This window comes from Agromyces sp. NBRC 114283, assembly GCF_030268405.1.
Classification (GTDB): Bacteria; Actinomycetota; Actinomycetes; order Actinomycetales; family Microbacteriaceae; genus Agromyces; species Agromyces mediolanus.
Map to the genome: position 1 here is coordinate 2107783 of NZ_BSQP01000001.1, position 20045 is coordinate 2127827.

Annotated in this window: 16 protein-coding genes; 10 read left to right on the forward strand and 6 right to left on the reverse strand. The window is 71.9% G+C overall.

The features are described 5' to 3' along the window. The first annotated feature begins 43 nt into the window (after positions 1 to 43). The 7 genes from pyrH (at position 44) to QSJ60_RS10215 (ending at position 4823) form a co-directional block, all read left to right on the forward strand. A complete protein-coding gene (pyrH, locus tag QSJ60_RS10185) occupies positions 44 to 781 on the forward strand; it encodes a UMP kinase (protein WP_189084800.1) in 738 nt (245 codons plus the stop codon). 35 nt (positions 782 to 816) lie between these two features. Continuing rightward, positions 817 to 1371 carry a ribosome recycling factor gene (gene frr / locus QSJ60_RS10190; RefSeq protein ID WP_189084801.1) on the forward strand — a complete coding sequence of 185 codons (555 nt, stop codon included), beginning with the start codon at positions 817 to 819 and terminating at the stop codon, positions 1369 to 1371. Positions 1372 to 1380: 9 nt separating this feature from the next. Further along, complete coding sequence (locus tag QSJ60_RS10195; RefSeq protein WP_285463536.1) at positions 1381 to 2397, forward strand: phosphatidate cytidylyltransferase; 1017 nt, start codon at positions 1381 to 1383, stop codon at positions 2395 to 2397. Between the two features lie 20 nt (positions 2398 to 2417). Further along, positions 2418 to 2972 carry a DivIVA domain-containing protein gene (locus QSJ60_RS10200; RefSeq protein ID WP_189084803.1) on the forward strand — a complete coding sequence of 185 codons (555 nt, stop codon included), beginning with the start codon at positions 2418 to 2420 and terminating at the stop codon, positions 2970 to 2972. A 144-nt stretch (positions 2973 to 3116) separates the two neighbouring features. After that, entirely contained in the window at positions 3117 to 3713 is a 597-nt protein-coding gene (locus QSJ60_RS10205; RefSeq protein WP_285463537.1) for an aggregation-promoting factor C-terminal-like domain-containing protein, read from the forward strand. Between the two features lie 55 nt (positions 3714 to 3768). Continuing rightward, on the forward strand, positions 3769 to 4074 hold the full coding sequence (locus QSJ60_RS10210) for an Rv1322 family protein (protein WP_189084805.1): 306 nt from the start codon (positions 3769 to 3771) through the stop codon (positions 4072 to 4074). Continuing rightward, positions 4071 to 4823, forward strand: coding sequence for an alpha/beta hydrolase (locus QSJ60_RS10215; protein WP_285463538.1), 753 nt, complete (start codon positions 4071 to 4073; stop codon positions 4821 to 4823). The genes QSJ60_RS10210 and QSJ60_RS10215 overlap by 4 nt, the downstream gene beginning before the upstream one ends. A 16-nt stretch (positions 4824 to 4839) precedes the next feature. Here QSJ60_RS10215 and QSJ60_RS10220 read toward each other — a convergent pair whose 3' ends face one another. Both QSJ60_RS10220 and QSJ60_RS10225 read right to left on the reverse strand, forming a co-directional pair. Further along, positions 4840 to 5916: an AI-2E family transporter gene (locus tag QSJ60_RS10220; RefSeq protein ID WP_285463539.1), complete on the reverse strand. Its 1077-nt coding sequence runs from the start codon at positions 5914 to 5916 to the stop codon at positions 4840 to 4842. A 22-nt stretch (positions 5917 to 5938) separates the two neighbouring features. Continuing rightward, complete coding sequence (locus QSJ60_RS10225; RefSeq protein WP_285463540.1) at positions 5939 to 7552, reverse strand: DivIVA domain-containing protein; 1614 nt, start codon at positions 7550 to 7552, stop codon at positions 5939 to 5941. 161 nt (positions 7553 to 7713) lie between these two features. Here QSJ60_RS10225 and QSJ60_RS10230 point away from each other — a divergent pair, with 161 nt between their 5' ends. After that, on the forward strand, positions 7714 to 9576 hold the full coding sequence (locus tag QSJ60_RS10230; protein WP_285463541.1) for a DUF8094 domain-containing protein: 1863 nt from the start codon (positions 7714 to 7716) through the stop codon (positions 9574 to 9576). After that, complete coding sequence (locus QSJ60_RS10235; RefSeq protein ID WP_285463542.1) at positions 9573 to 10508, forward strand: tetratricopeptide repeat protein; 936 nt, start codon at positions 9573 to 9575, stop codon at positions 10506 to 10508. The genes QSJ60_RS10230 and QSJ60_RS10235 overlap by 4 nt, the downstream gene beginning before the upstream one ends. Positions 10509 to 10536: 28 nt before the next feature. Here QSJ60_RS10235 and glgB read toward each other — a convergent pair whose 3' ends face one another. Further along, a complete protein-coding gene (glgB, locus tag QSJ60_RS10240) occupies positions 10537 to 12717 on the reverse strand; it encodes a 1,4-alpha-glucan branching protein GlgB (protein WP_285463543.1) in 2181 nt (726 codons plus the stop codon). Next, positions 12710 to 14752, reverse strand: a complete 2043-nt coding sequence (locus tag QSJ60_RS10245; protein WP_285463544.1) for a maltotransferase domain-containing protein — start codon at positions 14750 to 14752, stop codon at positions 12710 to 12712. The genes glgB and QSJ60_RS10245 overlap by 8 nt, the downstream gene beginning before the upstream one ends. 97 nt (positions 14753 to 14849) lie before the next feature. On the opposite strand from QSJ60_RS10245, the gene glgP reads away from it, so the two are divergent. Continuing rightward, complete coding sequence (glgP, locus tag QSJ60_RS10250; protein WP_285463545.1) at positions 14850 to 17429, forward strand: alpha-glucan family phosphorylase; 2580 nt, start codon at positions 14850 to 14852, stop codon at positions 17427 to 17429. A 7-nt stretch (positions 17430 to 17436) separates the two neighbouring features. Here the strand turns inward: glgP and ybaK are convergent, their stop codons facing one another. Both ybaK and glgX read right to left on the reverse strand, forming a co-directional pair. Continuing rightward, entirely contained in the window at positions 17437 to 17934 is a 498-nt protein-coding gene (gene ybaK, locus QSJ60_RS10255) for a Cys-tRNA(Pro) deacylase (RefSeq protein WP_285463546.1), read from the reverse strand. Beyond that, complete coding sequence (gene glgX / locus QSJ60_RS10260) at positions 17934 to 20021, reverse strand: glycogen debranching protein GlgX (RefSeq protein WP_285463547.1); 2088 nt, start codon at positions 20019 to 20021, stop codon at positions 17934 to 17936. Before glgX ends, ybaK begins: the two co-directional genes overlap by 1 nt. Positions 20022 to 20045 lie beyond the last annotated feature (24 nt).

Here is a 20045-nt window from a genome sequence, read left to right on the forward strand (position 1 = left end):
CGCACTAGTTTGAACTCAGACGAGCGGGAAGGAACCGACACCCATGACCGAGACGCCCAAGCGACGCAGGGTCCTCCTCAAGCTCTCCGGCGAGTCGTTCGGCGGCGGCGCCCTCGGCGTCAACCCCGACGTCGTCAGCCAGATCGCCCGTGAGATCGCGGATGCCGCGCGCACCGTGGAGATCGCGATCGTCGTCGGCGGCGGCAACTTCTTCCGCGGCGCCGAGCTCAGCCAGCGCGGCATGGACCGCGGTCGGGCCGACTACATGGGCATGCTCGGCACTGTCATGAACTCGCTCGCACTGCAGGACTTCCTCGAGCAGGCGGGTGCGGAGACCCGGGTGCAGTCGGCCATCGAGATGACGCAGGTCGCCGAGCCGTACATCCCGCGCCGCGCCGAGCGCCACCTCGAGAAGGGTCGCGTCGTCATCTTCGGCGCGGGCGCGGGCCTCCCGTACTTCTCGACCGACACCGTCGCCGCGCAGCGCGCGCTCGAGATCGGCGCCGACCTCGTGCTCGTCGCGAAGAACGGCGTCGACGGCGTGTACTCGGACGACCCGCGCACGAACCCCGACGCGCACAAGATCGACCGCATCAGCTACCAGGAGGCGCTCCAGCGCGGCCTCAAGGTCGTCGACTCGACCGCGTTCAGCCTGTGCATGGACAACGGCATGCCGATGCAGGTGTTCGGCATGGAGCCGGCCGGCAATGTGACCGCGGCCATCCTCGGCGCCGACTTCGGCACCGTCGTGGCGAACGGCGTGGAACCCGTCAGTCGATAGACTGACCAGAGGCTTAGAACCGTAAGGAGTTCGACGTGATCGCGGATGTACTTTCCGACGCCGGTGTGCGCATGCAGAAGGCCGTCGAGGCGGCGAAGGAGGATTTCGCCACCGTGCGAACGGGTCGTGCGAACCCGCAGCTCTTCCAGAAGATCATGGTGAGCTACTACGGCACGCCCACCCCGCTCGCCCAGCTCGCCTCGCTCGCCAATCCGGAGGCGCGCACGCTCGTCGTGACGCCCTACGACAAGAGCGCGATGAAGGACATCGAGCAGGCCATCCGCGACACGCCGAACCTCGGGGCCAACCCGAACAACGACGGCAACGTCATCCGGGTGACGCTGCCCGAGCTCACCGAGGAGCGCCGCAAGGAGTTCGTCAAGATCGTCCGCTCGAAGGCGGAGGACGCCCGGGTCTCGGTGCGCAACGTGCGCCGCAAGGCCAAGGACGACCTCGACGCGCTGAAGGGCGAGGTCGGCGACGACGAGGTGGCTCGCGGTGAGAAGGAGCTTGAGCAGGTGACCAAGGCGCACGTCGACCAGATCGACGAGGCGCTGAAGCGCAAGGAAGCCGAACTCCTCGAGGTCTGAGGGCAGCGGATGTCGGGCGTTCCCGAGGAGGAGCGCGACGGGGGATCGGGGCGGGAGCCCGCGTCGCGCGGTGAGTTCCGCGCTCAGGTGCAGGCGCGGAAGGCCGATCTCGAGCGGCAGTTCGGGGCGAGGAAGGCCGATTTCGAACGGCAGTTCGAGGCCGGCAAGGCGCAGTTCGATCAGGCGCAGGAGCGCATCCAGGCACGCACCGGCCGGAATCTGATCCTGGCTGTGCTGATCGGCGTCGTCTTCGGCGGCGCCCTGCTGCTGAGCCTGCTGTTCCTCAAAGAGCTGTTCATGCTCCTCGCCGTGCTGATGGTCGGCTTCGCGAGCTACGAGCTCGCGCAGGCGCTGCGCAAGGGCTCGTACCTCGTGCCGCGCATCCCGACCGTCGTCGCGGCGGTGGTGGCCGTGCCCGTCGCGTACTACGGCGGACCTGGCGGGCAGCTGCTCGCGGTGCTCGGCGGCATCCTGCTGGTGACGCTCTGGCGTCTCGTCGAGCAGGCGTTCCCGAAGGCCGTCGCAGGCTCCAGAGGCCTCGTGCGCGATCTCGCCGCCGGGGCGTTCGTGCAGGGGTATGTGACGTTCCTCGCGTCCTTCGCCGTCGTGCTGACGGCGGCGGACGGCGGGCAGTGGTGGACGCTCGCGTTCATCATCATCGCGGTCGGCGCGGACACCGGCGCCTACGCCGCCGGACTGATGTTCGGCAAGCATCCGATGGCCCCGGTGATCAGCCCGAAGAAGACGTGGGAGGGCTTCGCCGGGGGAGCGCTGGCGAGCCTCGTCGCCGGAGTGCTGCTGTCGGTGTTCATGCTCGGCAACACGTGGTGGTTCGGGCTCATCTTCGGCGCCGCGGTGCTGCTCACGGCGACCCTCGGCGATCTCGCGGAGTCGCTCATCAAGCGGGATCTCGGCATCAAGGACATGAGCTCGTGGCTCCCCGGGCACGGCGGCTTCCTCGACCGGCTCGACTCGATCCTGCCGTCCGCCGCAGTTGCCTTCGTGGCCTTCCAGCTCTTCGGATGAGCGTGCGCAATACTGGAGCGGTGTCTTCTCCCTTTCCGCGCGCACGAAAGCCCAAGCTCGGGTACCACACCGGCGAGGTCGACGAGTTCCTGAGGCTGGCGCGTCGCGCCTACGACGGCACTCCGGCGCCTGGAGACCGGGCGATCACGGCGGAGTCGATCCGGCTGACCGCGTTCGGCATGCAGAAGCACGGCTACTCGACCGACCACGTGGATGCCGCGCTCGAACGCCTGGAAGACGCCTTCGCCGCACAGGAGCGCCGCACGTCCGCGCTGCTGTACGGCCAGGAGGCGTGGCTGCGGGAGGCGCGCACCACGGCGCAGGTCATCGCCAACCGCCTCGGGCGTCCGGAGCACCACCGCTTCGAGCGGGTGAACCCGCTCGTCACGGGCTACCGGGTCGAGGACGTCGACCGCTTCGCGGACAAGCTCACGCGGTACTTCCGCGACGGCTGGCCGATCTCGGTTGACGATGTGCGCACGGTGACCTTCCGGCCCCAGCGCGGCGGCTACCGCGAGGCGCAGGTCGACCTCGTGCTCGACGCCGTCGTCGACGTTATGCTGGCCGTGCGATGAGCCACGTGGTCTGGCTAGACTCGGAGCATCGTGGGTAGGCACTCTGACGCAGGCGCGCCAAGCGCATCCGATCCCTCCTCGCCCGGTTCGGCGAGCGGCGCGGTCGTGGCATCGGCGCCCGCAGCGCCGCGCTCGAGTTCCGCCGTGCGCTCCAGGCTGAAGCAGGCGCTGACCGTGGGCTTCGCCTCGGCGGCGAGCATCGGCATCGTCCTCGTCAACCTCGTCGACCCGACCGTCGACGCGCGCGCCACGGCGTCCGGTGTCGAGTTCGCCGCGGCCGGCGACCGCTTCGACGGACGAGCGGTGCAGGACCTCGATCTCGCGGGCGAGTACACGCTCTCGGTGGGTCGAGAGGACTACGCGGTCGAGAAGAAGCCCGAGCCCATCGTCGAGGCGCCCGCAGCCGTCGCCTGGGCGCCGCCCGCGGTCACTCCGGATCCGGGGTCGGCCCAGGAGTACGCCGCCGGCGCGGTCGCCGCACGCGGCTGGGGTTCCGGGGAGTTCGACTGCCTCGTCGCGCTGTGGAATCGCGAGTCGGGCTGGCGGGTGAACGCCCACAATAGTTCGAGCGGGGCGTACGGCATCCCCCAGGCGCTGCCCGGTTCGAAGATGGCCAGCGCGGGCGACGACTGGGAGACGAACGCCGCCACCCAGATCGAATGGGGCCTCGGATACATCCAGGGCCGCTACAGCTCGCCGTGCGGCGCGTGGGCCCACTCCGAGTCCGCCGGCTGGTATTGACGCCGGCGCCGCCGTCCGGCAGGCGCCCTCGCCACCTCGCCATAGACTGGTTCGCATGGCACCCTCGCACCGCTCCCGTGGGCGGGCCGCGCGCGCACGCGAGCCGCACCAGGAGCTCGACGTCGAACGACTGACCTCGGGCTGGCGTCGGAGCGAGACCCGGCGCGGCCGCGAGTGGAACGTCCAGCCGGTCTCAGAAGCGCAGGCGCAGAAGGCGTACGCCTGCCCCGGCTGCGGTCAGCAGATCGCACCGGGCACCGCCCACCTCGTGGCGTGGCGGGCGGACGGAGTGCTCGGCGATGCGGCGGACCTCTCCGCACGCCGGCACTGGCACACCCACTGCTGGAAGGCGGGCACATGACGCAGCACGACTCGGCCGAGACCGCCCCGGTGGAGATCCGCGCGGGCATCGAACTCCCCGCGGTCAGAGAACTGATCGAGCTGATCACGAGCGACGGCCTCCGGCTCGTCGGCGAACTCGCCGTGCCCGAGGGCCGCCCGCCGGTCGCGACGCTCGTCACGCTGCATCCGCTGCCCACCGCCGGCGGCTTCATGGACTCGCACATCCTGCGGAAGGCGGCGGCCAGGCTTCCGGCCCTCGCGGATCTCGCCGTCCTGCGCTTCAACACCCGGGGGACGACGTCCCCGCGAGGAACGAGCGACGGCGCGTTCGGCGAAGGGGATGCCGAGCGGGCGGACGTCGCCGCGGCGATGGACTTCGTTGAGGCGCGGAACCTCCCGCACCCGTGGCTGCTCGGCTGGTCGTTCGGCACCGAGCTCGCCCTCAAGTACGGCCTGGAGCATCGCATCGACGGCGCCATCCTGCTGTCGCCGCCGTTGCACCGGACGAGCGACGCCGAACTGCGGCGCTGGCAGGACGCCGCCCCGCGCCTCGTCGCGCTCATTCCGGAGTTCGACGACTACCTGCGACCCGCCGAGGCGGCGACCAGGTTCGCCGGCGTGCCGCGGCTCGAGCGGATCGACGTCGCGGGCGGTCGGCACCTGTGGGTCGGCGAGACGCAGACCAGGCGCGTCCTCGACGAGATCGTCGCGGTGGTGAACCCCGCGGCCGCGCCGTTGCCTACGAGCTGGCCGCTCACGAGCGCCTGACCCGCGGCTGCGCGCCTCAGCGCTCGTTCTGGCGGGGAATGACGACCTGCTTGATGATGAGCAGGAGCGACGCGGCGATGGGGATGGCGACCAGGGCGCCCAGCACGCCGAGGAGCGCACCGCCTGCGAGCGCCGCGACCACCACGAGCGCGGCGGGTACCTTGACGGCCCGATTCATGATGCGTGGGCTCAGCACGTATGCCTCGACCTGCATGTAGACGACGTAGTAGACCGCGGCGACGAGCGCGGTGAGCGGCGAACCCAGCCCCGGGATGAGGCAGACCAGCACGATCAGGATCGAACCGGTCAGCGTGCCGACGAGCGGGACGAGCGAGAACGCGAACGCGACGAAGGCGAGCACCGCGGAGAACGGCGCCTGGATCACCGAGAGGAAGACGAAGCTCGCCATGCCGTTGATGGCTGCGAGCGAGACCTGGCCGATGACGTAGCGTCCGACCGACTGGGTGATCTGCTCCGTGAGGTCGGCGAAGCGGGCGCGGCGCGAGGCGGGCACGAGCTGGTAGATCCCGCGCTTCATGGTGTTCAGCGACGCCGTGAAGTAGAGCGTGAGGATGACCACGATGATGACGGCGAAGAGGCCGGATCCGAGGGCGACGGCGACCTGCCAGACGCCGCCCGCGAGCTCGCTGATCTTGTCGGGGTCGCTCACGAAGTCGACGACGCCCTTTGAGACGCTGTCCCAGATCTCCTGGACGTTCAGGAGCGGGAACTGCTCCTGCAGCGACTCGAGCGTGCCGGACACCCATTCGGTCGAGTTCAGATTGGCGACCAGCAGCGGCACCCGCTGCACGAGCTGGCCGACCTGTTCGACGATGATCGGGATGACCGCGAGGAGCAGCGCGGCGACGAGTGCCGCGACACCCGCCATGACGACGACGATGGAACTCCAGCGGGGGAGACCCCGCCGCTCGAGCCAGGCGATCGCCGGCTCGAGCCCGAGGGCGAGGAAGAGGGCCGCCCCGACATAGGTGAGGATCGTCGAGAGGCTCGCGAGCGACATCAGGATCAGCAGCCCGACGCCGACGCCGAGCGTGCCGACGAGCCCGACCCGGAACGCGTTCTGGATCTTCATGCCGGGTGCAGCCCCGCCCTCGCTACTTGGTGTCCGCGGCGACCTGCTCCGCCTGGGTCAGGACCCCGCGGAGGCTCTCGAAGTATCCGGCGACGGCGTCGCGCTCGATGCGGATCTGCGAGAGCCGGTCCTCGGCGTCGGCGACGAGGGCGCGGGTGCGCTCCTCGGCGTCTGCGATGAGCTTGCGGGCTTGGTCGTGGGCGGCTTGCACGCGGGAGTGGGCCTCGTCCTCCGCACGGGTGCGGAGCTCGGCGATCTCGGCGCGGACCTCGGTTTCGAGCCGCTCGACCTCGGCCCGGCTCGCGGCGGTCCGCGCGACGGCGTCGGCGAGCTCGGCGTTCGCCTCGTCGAGGAACTTCTTGGTCTCGGCGACGCCCTGCTGGTGGGCGGCGAGCAGCTCCTGCTCGGCTTCGTCGCGCTTCGTCGCGAGCTCGGTCTCGAGGTCGATGCGGGCCTGCTCGATCTCGCGGGTCTTCCGGTTCACCTCGTGCGTCGTCTTCTTGCGCATCGAGGTGAGCTGGTTGTCGAGGTCGATGCGGGCCTGCTCCGCCTCGGCCTCGAAGTCCGCTCGGGCCTGCTCCTGCTCGAGGGCGAGGTCGGCCCGCATCTGCTCGAGCTCCGCGGCGTGCTTCGCCCGGATCCGCTCGAGCTCGTGGGCGAGCTTCTGCTTCGCGGCCTCGGCTTCGCGGGCGCGATCGATGGCGGCCTGCTCGCGGGCGAGCTCGAGCTCCTCGCGACCGGCGGCGAGCTCACGGGCGAGGTCGGCGCGGGCCTGCTCGAGCTCGTGCCCGAGGGCGGTGCGCTTCTCGGCGGCCTCGGCGGCCACGGCGGCGCGCGCCTCGTCGCTCTCGCGGGCGAGGTCGAGTCGTGACTGCTCGGTCTCGGCGGCCAGGTCCAGACGGACCTGCTCGCTCTCCTTCGCGAGCTCGGCCCTGGCGCGGTCGAGCTCGACCGCGACCTCGGCGCGAGTCTGCTCGGTCTCCTGCGCGAGCCCCGCGGCCGTGGTCTTCGCCTCGTTCGCCTCGGCGTGCGCCTCCGCGAGCAGCTCGGACGCGCGCCGCTCCGCCTCGGAGAGGGTCGCGGCGGCCTCGCGCTTCGCACTCGCCCGGAGCTCTGCCGTCTCGGTCGAGGCCGAGCTGCGGATGGCGGCGGCGTCACGGGCGGCCTCCTGACGCAGCTGCTCGCTCGTCTCGTGCGCGCGAGCGACCATGTCGTCGGCCTCGGCGCGGGCGTTCTCGAGCAGGCGGCTGGCCTGGGCACGCGCCTCGGAGACGCTCCGCTCGGCGAGCTCCTTGGCGTCGGACTTCAGGACGTGCACTTCGTCCTCGGCGGCGCGGCGGAGCTTCTCGGCGTCGATGTCGGCCTGGGCGATCAGCCGGGTGGACTGCTCCTCGGCGACGCGCAGCGTGTTCTCGAGCTTGGTGCCGAGGCCGGAGAAGGTGGGGCTGCCGACCTCTTCGAGTTCGGCCGTGAGCTCTTCGATCCGGGCGAGGAGTCGCTTGTTCTCCTTCGACGCCTCGGCCGACTGGGTGTTCGCGGCGATGATGTCGCGACGCAGGCCGTTGATCGCCTTGTCGACTTCGTCCTTGTCGTATCCGCGGAACACCTGGGTGAACTCGGTCTCTTCGACGGCCATTCTTCCTCCGTGTCGGTCCCGCGTCGGCGAAAAGGCGCGCGGGAATCGCCTCCGATTGTACGGGTAGGAGGCGCAGCCGGGGATTTCGTCTTCAGCTGGCGGTTAGGAGACGCTCAGGCGCGCTGGGTAGTGTGGAATGTCTTTGCCCCTGGAGGTCCTCCGTGCGATTCGTCCTCGCCATCGTGGCGTTCGTCGCTGCCGCCGTGCTGATCGGGCTGGGCATCGCCCAGCGCACGGTCTTCCTCGAGCCTGCCCGGGTGTCGCTCACGGCGACCGTCGACGAGTCGGTCGACTACGTCGTGATCGAGCCCGACGCGCTCGCCGCGCACCCCGGCAAGCAGACGCTCAGCGCCGCCGGCGACGGTTCGGTCTTCCTCGCCTACGGGCGCTCGTCCGACGTGGAGGCATGGGTGCGCGCGAGCGACCACGTGACCATCGGCTACGACGCCGAGACCGACGAGCTCGTGAGCGAGCGGGTCGACGGGATGACGGACACCCCGACCGAGGAGCCGCCGGTGGCCGGCGCGGTGGAGCCGGCGACGCCGGAGACGCCCGGGACGGAGGCCGACACGGCGACCGTCTCGCCCGCCGGATCCGACCTCTGGCTGGACCAGTTCACGGGCGACGGCCGTGTCACGACCACGATCGCGGCACCCGAGGGCATCTCCGTGATCGTGGCCTCCGGTTCGGAGGACGCGGTGCCCGACCGGCTCGCCGTCGCCTGGCCGCTCGACAACTCCACCCCCTGGGCGGGTCCCCTGCTCGTCGGGGGCAGCGTCATGTTCCTCGTCGGCCTGGTGCTGCTCCTCCTCGGCATCCGCCACCACCGCCGCTCGCGCGGCCCGCGGCGCAACCTCCCCAAGGGGCCGCGCGGTCTCCGCCGCCGCCCTGCGCCGAGTCAGGCCGAGCAGTCGCAGGCGCTCGGCCGCGGCCGTCGGGCGCTCCTCGCCCCGCTCGTGCTGGTGCCCGCGCTCGCGCTCTCCGCGTGCTCGTCCGACTACTGGCCGAGCTTCGAGCAGCCGGCGCCCAGCGAGGAGGCGACCGCGACGCCCGGTCCGACCGAGAGCGAGGCGCCCGCCGAGGGCGAGCCCACCGAGGCCACCGTGCCCGCGGTCACCGAGCCGCAGATGGAGCGCATCATGCGCACGATCTCGGAGTTCACCGTCGCCAACGACGAGGCGCGGGCGAGCGACGAGCTCGAGACCCGCTTCACGGGCCCTGCCCTCGAGGCACGGGCGGCCGACTACACGATCCGCGGCACCCTGCCCGATCAGACGCAGGTGCTCGCCATCCCGCCGGGTCCGCTGTCCGTGATGCTCCCGCAGCAGACCAGCGCCGATCCGACGACCGGATGGCCGCGTACCGTGCTGACGGTCATGGAGTCCTCCGACGACGCCGCGGTCGCCCCGACGGCGCTCGTGCTCCAGCAGGATTCGCCGCGCGACCAGTACCACGTGCTGTACACGATGTCGCTCGTGCCGGGGCCGGAGTTCCCCGACGTCGCGCCCGCGTCGATCGGCGCGCCGATCATCGCGCCCGAGTACAAGGGCCTCTCGCTCGCACCGTCGCAGGTCTCGACCGCGTTCGCCGACATCCTGATGAAGGGGGCCGAGAGCGAGTACGCACCGCTGTTCGACCTCGAGGGCACCGACCTGGACGACACGCTCAACGCGACCGCGCGGGCGAACGAGGTCCAGGGCGCGAACCCGACCATCACGCTGAGCGTCTCCGCCGTCGCCGGCGACGCCCCCGTCGTCGCGCTCGCGACGAACGACGCGGGCGCGCTCGTCTCGACGCTCGTGCGCCGCACCGAGCAGTCGCGGCCGAACGACGGCGGCACGACCGGCTTCAAGGAGGACACGCCCGCTCGCGCGCTGTCTGGCTTCACCGAGCAGAGCGCGAAGGGCGTGCAGTCCACCCGCGATCTGCAGCTGCTCTTCTACGTGCCGGCCGTCGGCACGGATGAACCCATTCGGCTCCTCGGCTGGTCCGAGAGCCTCGTCAGCGCCTCGGAGGTCCAATGACGAACTCGAACGACCCGATCGGCCTGCGCGGAGCGGTCGACCTCTCCTCGCTCGCGCAGCGCCCTCAGCCGTCGGCCGACGGCACGGGCGCGGCAGGTGGAGGCTCCGATCCGCTGATCGTCGAGGCCGACGACCAGAGCTTCGGCCGGGTGCTCGAGCAGAGCAAGACGGTCCCGGTGGTCACGGTCCTGTGGGCCGGGTTCAGCGAGCCCTCCATCGAGCTCGTCGACCGGATCGCCCGACTGGTGCGCGCTCGCGACGGCCGGCTGCTGCTCGCCGCCGTCGACGCGGAGCGGAGCCCCCAGCTCGTGCAGGCGCTGCAGGCGCAGTCCGTGCCGACCGTCGTCGCCCTCGTCGCCGGGCAGCCGGTGCCGCTCTTCGCGGGCTCGCAGCCCGACGAGGTCATCGAGCAGCTGTTCGATCAGCTCCTCGAGCTCGGCGCGCAGCACGGTGCCGACGGTCGGATCGATCCCGGCGGGACGGCTGGAGACGAGCCGGCCGAGCCGGTCGAGGCCCCGCTGCCGCCGCTCCACCAGGAGGCGTACGACGCCATCGAGCGCGGTGACTACGCGGCCGCCGAGACCGCGTACCGCACGGCGATGGCGCAGGACCCGCGCGACCAGCTCGCGGTCGCCGGGCTGGCCCAGGTGCGCCTGCTCGGGCGCCTGCAGGGCAAGAGTCTCGACGAGATCCGGAACGCCGCGGCATCCGCCCCGGGCGATCTCGACGCGCAGCTCGCCGTCGCCGACCTCGACCTCTCCGGGGGGCACATCGACGACGCCTTCGACCGGCTGCTGAGCCTGTTCCCGACGCTCGACCCGGAGGGCAAGGCGGCCGTGCGCGAGCGTCTCGTGGAGCTGTTCGAGGTCGTCGGCACCGAGGACCCGCGAGTGGCCGTTGCACGCCGCAGGCTCGCGAGCCTGCTGTACTGAGCGCGCGCCGCGCGGCCGAACCCGCGGGTCACCCCTCCAAGCGGAACCAGAGCGCGCCGAGCGGCGGCAGCGTGACGGCGGCCGACGCGGGCCGTCCCGCCCAGGGCGTTTCGACCGCCTCGACCGCGCCCAGATTCCCGACGCCGGAGCCGCCGAACTCCAGCGCGTCCGAGTTCAGCACCTCGACCCAGCGGCCGGCTGCGGGCAGTCCGAGCCGGAACCCCTCGTGCGGCCGGCCGGCGAAGTTGACCACGCAGAGCAGGGGAGTGCGCTCCCGGTCGTAGCGGAGGAACGCGACCACGTTCTCGGCCGCTGCGCCCCCGTCGACCCACTCGAAGCCGCCCGCGTCGTCGTCGAGCTGCCAGAGCGACGGCAACTCGCGGTAGACGCGGTTCAGTCGTGCCACGAACTCGGCGAGCTGGCGGTGCGAGGGCTGGTCGAGGATCCACCAGTCGAGCCCGCGCTCCTCGCTCCACTCGGAGAGCTGGCCGAACTCCTGCCCCATGAACAGGAGCTGCTTGCCGGGGTGCGCCCACATGAAGGCCAGGTAGGCGCGCGTGGTGGCGAGCTGCTGCCAGTGGTCACCCGGCATCTTGCGCACGAGGGAGCCCTTGCCGTGCACGACCTCGTCGTGGCTGATCGGCAGCACGTAGTGCTCGCTGAACGCGTACTGGAACGAGAAGGTGAGCTCGTGGTGGTGGTGCGCCCGGTACAGCGGATCGCGGGCGACGTACTGGAGCGTGTCGTGCATCCAGCCCATGTTCCACTTGTAGCCGAAGCCGAGCCCGCCTGAGGAGGTCGGCGCGGTGACGCCAGGCCACGCCGTCGACTCCTCGGCGATCATCACGATGCCCGCGTTCCGCTTGTACGCGGTCGCCGTCGCCTCCTGGAGGAACGCGATCGCCTCCAGGTGCTCGCGGCCGCCGTGCTCATTCGGGAGCCATTCGCCCTCGGCGCGCGAGTAGTCCAGGTACAGCATCGAGGCGACCGCGTCGACCCGCAGCCCGTCCACGTGGAACTCCTCGAGCCAGAACAGCGCGTTGGCGACCAGGAAGTTCCGCACCCGCGGATTCCCGTAGTCGAAGACGAGCGTGCCCCAGTCGAGCTGCTCGCCGCGCCGCGGGTCGGCGTGCTCGTAGAGGGGTTCGCCGTCGAAGCGGGCGAGGGCCCACTCGTCCTTCGGGAAGTGGCCTGGGACCCAGTCCATGATGACGCCGATGCCGGCCTGATGCAGCCGGTCGATGAGGTACCTGAGGTCGTCGGGCGTGCCGAAGCGACTCGTGGCTGCGTAGTAGCCCGTGACCTGGTACCCCCAGGACCCGCCGAAGGGGTGCTCGGCGAGCGGCAGGAACTCGACGTGGGTGTAGCCGAGCCAGTCGAGGTACTCGATGAGCTCGTCGGCGACGTCGCGGTAGCCGCGCCCGGGGCGCCACGAGCCGAGGTGGAGCTCGTAGATGCTCATCGGGCGTTCGTGGACCGAGTGCGCGGCCCGCTCGGCGAGCCACGCGGCGTCGCCCCAGCGGTGCTCGCTCGTCGAGACCACCGAGGCCGTCGCCGGGGCGTGCTCGGCCTGCCTGGCCATAGGGTCGGCCTTCATGATCCAGCTGCCGTCCGCGGTGAGCAGCTCGAACTTGTACCGTGCGCCGGCCTCGACGCCCGGGACGAACAGCTCCCAGACGCCGCTCGCGCCCATGCTGCGCATGGCGTGCCCCCGCCCGTCCCAGCGGTTGAAGTCGCCGACGACGCGCACGGCGCGCGCCCTCGGCGCCCACACCGTGAATGCGGTCCCGGTGACGGTCGCCCCGGTGCCGTGGTGGCTGCGGAGGTGGGCGCCGAGCGCGCGCCAGAGCTCCTCGTGCCGCCCTTCGCCGATGAGGTGCAGGTCGAGTTCGCCGATGGTGGGCTCGAAGCGGTACGGGTCGTCGGCGGTCCACTCGCTGCCGTCGGCGTACCGGGCGCGGAGGAGATACCCGCTCGGCGCGCCGTCGTCGCCGCCCGACCAGATCCCCTCGCCGAGATGACGGAGCGGGATGACCCGGCCGTCGTCGAGGAGCGCGTCCACGGAGTCTGCGAGCGGCCGGCGCGCCCGGATCAGGGTGCGCGCAGCACCGGGCGTCTCGCCGCCGTGCTGGCCGAGCACGGCGTGCGGGTCGGCCGAGCGACCCTCGGCGACGGCGGTCAGGAGCTCGTGCGGGACGGGGTCAATCATGGGCGATCCTCTCCGAGGCATCCGCGACTCGTGGTCGCACGTGCAGGACGTGCGCCGGCCGGGTGAACGCGTCGAGCCGCACGTAGGCGTCCGCGCCCCACTCCCAGTGCTGTCCCGTCACGAGGTCCTCGACGTCGAACGTGCTGCCCGGCGGCAGGCCGAGCGCGTCGAGCTCGAGGTGCACGGTCGTCTCGCGCACGGAGTGCGGGTCGACGTTCGCGACGACGATCAGCGTGTCGTCCGCTCCGGTGCCGGTGAACTCGGCGGCGAGCCGCTTCGAGTACACGAGGACGGCCTCGTCGTCGCTGCGGTGCACGTGCAGGTTGCGGAGCTGGCCGAGTGCGGGGTGCTCGGCTCGGATGCGGTTCAGGATGCCGAGGTAGAGCGCGAGCGAGCGGCCCTCCGACTCGGCGAGCGCGAAGTCCCGGGGCTTGTACTCGTACTTCTCGTTGTCGATGGCCTCTTCCGCGCCGGGACGGGCGACGGACTCGAAGAGCTCGAAGCCCGAGTACACGCCCCACGTGGGGGCGGCGGTCGCGGCGATCGTCGCCCGGACGGTGAAGGCCGCCGGGCCGCCGAACTGCAGGTATTCGGTGAGGATGTCGGGGGTGTTCACGAAGAGGTTCGGCCGCAGGAAGTCGGCCGTGTCCCGGGCGAGGCCGAGCAGGAACTCCTCGAGCTCCTCCTTCGTGTTCCGCCAGGTGAAGTACGTGTAGGACTGCTGGAACCCCGCCATGGCGAGCGCCTGCAGCATGGCCGGCCGGGTGAACGCCTCGGCGAGGAAGACGACGTCGGGCTCCTCGGCGTTCACCGTGGCGATCAGTCGCTCCCAGAACGCGAGCGGTTTGGTGTGCGGGTTGTCGACGCGGAAGATGCGGATGCCCTGGGCGATCCAGTGGCGCACGATCCGCAGGACCTCGGCGAAGAGGCCCTCCGGGTCGTCGTCGAAGTTCACCGGGTAGATGTCCTGGTACTTCTTCGGCGGGTTCTCGGCGTAGCGGATGGTGCCGTCGGGCAGCACGGTGAACCACTCCGGGTGCTCCGCGACCCAGGGGTGGTCCGGGGAGGCCTGCAGGGCGAGGTCGAGGGCGACCTCGATGCCGCGCGCGGCGGCCTCGCGCACGAAGCGGCGGAAGTCGGCGAGCGTGCCGAGATCGGGGTGAATCGCGTCGTGCCCGCCCGGGGTGCCGTCGGCGAGCGGTCCGCCGATCGCCCAGGGCGAGCCGGGGTCGTGCGGCCCGGGGTCGAGGGTGTTGTTGCGCCCCTTGCGGTTCGTGACCCCGATCGGATGGATCGGCGGGAGGTAGACGACGTTGAATCCCATCGCCGCGATGCCGTCGAGGCGTTTCACCGCGGTGCGGAAGGTGCCCGACCTCCAGCTGCCGTCGGCGTTCCGCTTCGCGCCCTCCGAGCGGGGGAAGAACTCGTACCAGCTGCCGACCCCGGCCCGGCGGCGTTCCACGAGCAGCTCGCGCTCGGGGGAGTCGCCCGCGAGGCGGCTGAGCGGTCGCAGCTCGAACTCCGCGAGGGCCGCGTCGTCGATGAGACCGCGGCGCTCCGCGGGATCGAGCTGCGGATCGCGCAGCCGGGCTGCGAGCGCGGCGATCGCCCGTCGGGCGGCGGCCGGTCGCTCCCGCTCGGCTGCCGCGCGGTCGAGGAGCCGGGCGCCGAGCTCGTACATGAGGGCCACGTCGACGCCCGCGTCGATCTTCACGGCGGCATCGTGCCGCCAGGTGCCGATCTCGTCGTCGAAGCCGGTAACGTGCCAGTGCCAGCGGCCGGTCTCGTCGAGCTGCACCTCGGCGGTCCAGCGGTCGGTGCCCGGCCCGGCGGTCCGCATCCGTCGGCGCAGGACGCGCCCGCTCGGCGCGGTGAGCACGAGGAGCGCCCCCACGAGGTCGTGCCCTTCCCGGAAGACCGTCGCCCCGAACGGCACCACCTCGCCCTCGAACGCCTTCGGATGCCAGCGCGGGTCTGGCACGGCCGGGGTGAGCCCGGTCACGGGGATGCGGTCGGCGGCGAGGCGGAACGTCACCCTCCGAACGTTAGCGCAGCCCGGTTTCGACACGCTCGGCGGTGAGCGGTGATGCGGAGTTCACACACCGGACACGAGGGCCTCCTAGTCTGAGGGGGTGAAGTCGATCCGGAAGTTCACCGTCCGTGCCGTCGTCCCCGAGCGTCTCGCCGCGCTCGAGAAACTCGCGGCGAACCTCCGTTGGGCGTGGCACGAGCCGACGCGCCGGCTGTTCGAGCACATCGACCCGGAGGCGTGGGCGCGTTCCGAGCACGACCCGGTGACGTTCCTCGGCGAGGTCGAGCCCGCCCGGCTCGAGCAGCTCGCCGCCGACGACGAGTTCGTCGCCCGGGCCGAACGCGAGCAGGCCGAACTCGACGCGTATCTCGGTGAACCGCGCTGGTATCAGCGGCTCGAGGGGGATCGGCCGGAGCTCGTGGCGTACTTCTCGCCGGAGTACGGCATCGCGGCGGCCCTGCCGCAGTACTCGGGCGGCCTCGGCATCCTCGCCGGCGACCATCTGAAGGCCGCCTCCGACCTCGGCGTCCCGCTCGTGGCCGTCGGCCTCTTCTACCGCACGGGGTACTTCTCGCAATCGCTCTCGCCCGACGGCTGGCAGGAGGAGCGCTATCCCGCGCTCGATCCCGACGGGCTGCCGCTCGCGGTGCTCCGCCGGCCCGACGGCAGCGCGGTGCAGGTCTCCCTCGCGCTGCCCGACGGCGGCACCCTGACCGCGAGGGTCTGGCGCGCGGCGGTGGGCCGGGTCACGCTGCTGCTGCTCGACACCGACGTCCCCGCGAACGGCGACGAGCTCCGCGGCGTCACCGACCGGCTGTACGGCGGGGGCAGCGAGCACCGGCTCCTGCAGGAACTGCTGCTCGGCATCGGCGGGGTGCGGGCGCTGCGCGCCTGGAGCGAGCTCGTCGGCGGGCCCGAGCCTGAGGTGTTCCACATGAACGAGGGGCATGCCGGTTTCCTCGGACTCGAGCGCATCTCCGCCGCGATCGGCGAGGGGCTCACGTTCCCCGAGGCGCTGCAGCTCGTGCGCGGCGGCACCGTGTTCACGACGCACACCCCGGTGCCCGCCGGCATCGACCGCTTCGACCGTGCGCTGGTGGAGCGCTACGTCACCTCCGAGCTGCTGCCCGGCGTCGCTCCCGCCGACGCGCTCGCCCTCGGCGTCGAACCCGGTGCCGACCCCGCGACGAGCGCGTTCAACATGGCGGTCATGGGGCTGCGCCTCGCGCAGCACGCGAACGGCGTCTCCGAGCTGCACGGACGGGTGAGCCGCCGCATGTTCGCCGATCTCTGGCCGGGTTTCGACGCCGAGGAGGTGCCGATCACCTCCGTGACGAACGGCGTGCACGCGCCCAGCTGGACCGACCCCGCGCTCATCGCGCTCGCCGAACGCATCCTCGGCACCGACGACAGCGAGCACGCCGATTGGCAGAACCCCGCCCTCGGCGACGGCGAGCTCTGGGCCGTGAAGCGCGAGATGCGCGCGCGACTCGTCGACGAGGCGCGGCGCCGCCTCGTCGCGAGCTGGCAGGAGCAGCATCCCGGCGGCCAGGCACCCGAGTGGATGAGCCGAGCACTCGACCCCGACGTGCTGACCGTCGGTTTCGCCCGACGGGTGCCGACGTACAAGCGACTCACCCTCATGCTGCAGGACCCGGAGCGTTTCGCCGCGATCCTCACGGACCCGGTGCGCCCCGTGCAGTTCGTCATCGCCGGCAAGGCGCACCCGGCCGACGACGAGGGCAAACGGCTCATCCAACGGCTCGTGCAGTTCGCCGCCCGACCGGAGCTGCGGGAGCGCATCGTCTTCCTGCCGGACTACGACATCGGCATGGCCGAACTCCTCTACCCGGGCTGCGACGTCTGGCTGAACACCCCGCTGCGGCCGCTCGAGGCCTGCGGCACCTCCGGCATGAAAGCGGCGATGAACGCCGCGCTGAACCTCTCCATCCTCGACGGCTGGTGGGCCGAGTACGCCTCGGACGACTTCGGCTGGGTCATCCCCTCCGCGGATTCGGCAGGCGATGAGGGCGAGCGCGACGAGCGGGAGGCCGCAGCGCTCTACGAACTGCTCGAACACCGGATCGTCCCGGCCTTCTACGACCGGCCGGACCCCGCGGAGTCCGCCGGTTTCTTCGAGCGCGACGCCGACGGCGTCCCGGGGGAGTGGCTCCGGATGCTGCGCGCCACCCTCACCCGGCTCGTCCCCGAGCTCGGGGCCGACCGGATGGTGCGCGAGTACGTCGAGCGGCTCTACGGCCCGGCGGCCGAGCGACGCCGGGCCCTCGTCGCCGACGGTGCGCGGGGCGCCAGGGATCTCGCCGCGTGGAGCGCCAGAGTGCGCGCCGCCTGGCCGGAGGTGCGCGTGCTGCACGTCGAGTCCGGCGGGCTCGATCAGCCCGCGGTCGGCGACGAACTGCACGTGCGCGCCGAGCTCGCCCTCGGCGGCCTCGACGACGCCGACGTCGCCGTCGAGCTCGTCTCCGGCCGCAGCCGAGCCGACGACTCCCTCGCCGAACCGCGGACGACCCGGCTCGCCCGGCTCGGCGACGGAGCGTACGGCGGCACCGTCACGCTCGACCGCGCCGGCGCCTTCGGCTACACGGTCCGCGTCGTGCCCTCGAACCCGCTGCTCGCGGGGCCGGCCGAACTCGGCCTCGTCGCGCTCGCCGAGGGCTGAGGCCGGGTCAGCGCGCGCGGGCGATCGGCGCGTAACTCCCATCGGTCACGCGGAGGAGGTCGTCGGGCGCGAGTTCGAGGTCGAAGCCGCGTCGCCCGCCGGAGACGAGGATCGTCTCGAAGAGGATTGCGGTCTCGTCGAGCACCGTCGGCAGCGCCGTCTTCTGACCGATCGGACTGATGCCGCCGACGACGTACCCCGTCTTCCGCTCTGCGAGGGCGGGGTCGGCCATCTCCGCCCGTTTGCCCCCGACCGCCTGCGCGAGCGCCTTCAGGTCGAGCTGCTCGGCGACCGGCACGATGCCGACCACCAGGGCGCCGTCGACGGACGCCAGCAGGGTCTTGAACACGCGCTCCGCCTCGACGCCGAGCTTCTCCGCCGCCTCGAGGCCGAACGCCGCGGCACGGGGGTCGTGATCGTAGGCGCGCGGCACGAACGGGATCCCCGCCGAGGTGAGCGCCACCGTCGCCGGGGTGCCGACCGCGGGCTCGGCGCGCCTGGCCATCAGACGGCTCCGCTCTCGGGCTCGGCTCGGAGCAGCTGCATCGACCATGCGGCGACCGGCAGCCCGGCACCCGGCGCGAGCGTCCGGGCGTCGGCCTCGGGCTCTTCCGGTGCCGAGTCCCAGAGCAGCGTGTAGCCGGCGACGCCCGCGTGCGCGGGCAGCACCACCTCGGTGTCCTCGGAACGGGCGTGCACGACGAGCAGGATTCGGTTCGGCGGCTCGTGCTCCGGCGTCGAGGCGGCGAGGTACTGCAGCGTGCGCTCGGCCTGCGAGTTCCAGTCGTCGATGCCCATCGACTCGCCCTCGGCGTTGTACCAGTCCATCTGCGTCGCGCTCGGCGTCGTCTCGCCGAACACGCCGTAGCGGACCGGGCGGAGCGCCGGGTTCTCCGCGCGGAGGCGGATGAGCGCCCTGGCCGTGCGGTGCAGCGCAGCAGCCGACTGCGGCCGGTCCTCGTCCGACCACGCCAGCCAGGTCAGCGGCGAGTCGTGGCAGTACGCGTTGTTGTTGCCGCGCTGCGTCCGCCCGTACTCGTCGCCCGCCGTGAGCATGGGAACGCCCGCCGAGAGCAGCAGGGTGCCGAGGAGGTTCCGGATGCTGCGCCGCCGCGCGGCGCGCACCTCGGGGTCCGCGGCCTCGCCCTCGACCCCGTGGTTGTACGAGCGGTTGTGATCGGCGCCGTCGCGGTTGTCCTCGCCGTTGCCGAGGTTGTGCTTGACGTCGTACGCGGTCAGGTCCGCGAGGGTGAAGCCGTCGTGGGCGGTGATGAAGTTCAGGCTCGCGAGCGGGCCCCGCTCCGGCGAGAAGGTGTTCGCCGAGCCCGCCAGCCGTGTCGCGAAGCGGCCGATCCCGCTGCCCGCCGAACCCGTCTCGCGCTCCTGGCGCAGATCCGTCAGCCAGAAGTCGCGCATGCGGTCGCGATAGCGGTCGTTCCACTCGCTGAATCCGGCGGGGAACCCGCCCGTGCGCCAGCCGTCGGGACCGAGGTCCCACGGCTCCGCGATGAGCTTCGACGCGCCGATCACCGGATCGTCGAGCATCCCGCGCAGCAGCGGGTGCTCCGGAGTGAACGCGCCGTGGTCGTCGCGGCCGAGGGTCGCGGCCAGATCCAGCCGGAACCCGTCCACGCCGAGCTCGCCCGCCCAGTACCGCATCGAGTCGAGCGCGAGACGCACTGTCTGCTCCCGGCCGAAGTCGAGCGTGTTGCCGCACCCGGTCGTGTCGACGTACCGGCCGTGCGCGTCGTGCCGGTAGTAGGCGGCGTTGTCGATGCCGCGGAAGCTGTAGGTCGGCCCCTCGCGGTGCTCCTCCGCAGTGTGGTTGTAGACGACGTCGAGCACGAGCTCGAGGCCCGCCTCGTGCAGGCGCCGTACCATCCCCGCGAACTCGCGTCGCACCCCCGCAGCGCCCTCCGCCTGCGCCGCCGCGCTCGCGTACGCGCCGTGCGGCGCGAAGAAGCCGAGCGTGTTGTAGCCCCAGGAGTTCACCCGTCCCTGCCGGACGAGCCGCTCCTCCGAGACGAAGGCGTGCACGGGCAGCAGCTCGACCGTCGTCACCCCGAGATCGCGCAGGTAGTCGAGCGAGGCGTCGTGCGCGAGTCCGGCGTAGGTGCCGCGCAACGCCTCGGGCACCGCCGGATTGCGTTTGCTGAAGCCCCGCACGTGGGTCTCGTACACGACGGTGCGATCGAGCGGGATCCGAGGCGCGGCCACGCCGCCCCACTCGAAGCCGTCGTCGTCGCCCAAGCGGCCGAGCGCGACCCCGCGCCAGGACCCGTCGTCGGCGCGCACCAGCCCCCGCGCGTAGGGGTCGAGCAGATCGTGCACGGGGTTGAAGGCGTGCTCCACGCCGGCCGGCCCGTCAACCCGGATCGCATACCGCGCGCCGGACGTGAGCGCGCCCGAACGCCCCGACCAGACACCGTGCTCGTCGCGCTCCAGCGCGACCCGGTCGACCGCCCACTCCAGATCCCCGTCGTCGAAGACGACGAGCTCCACCGCCGAGGCATGCGCCGACCAGATGCGCACCGCACCGCCGTCGACACCGGGGGAGGCGCCGAGCTCGCGCAGGGGATCGGGGGCCGACATGCGATCTACAGTAGTTCGTGGACC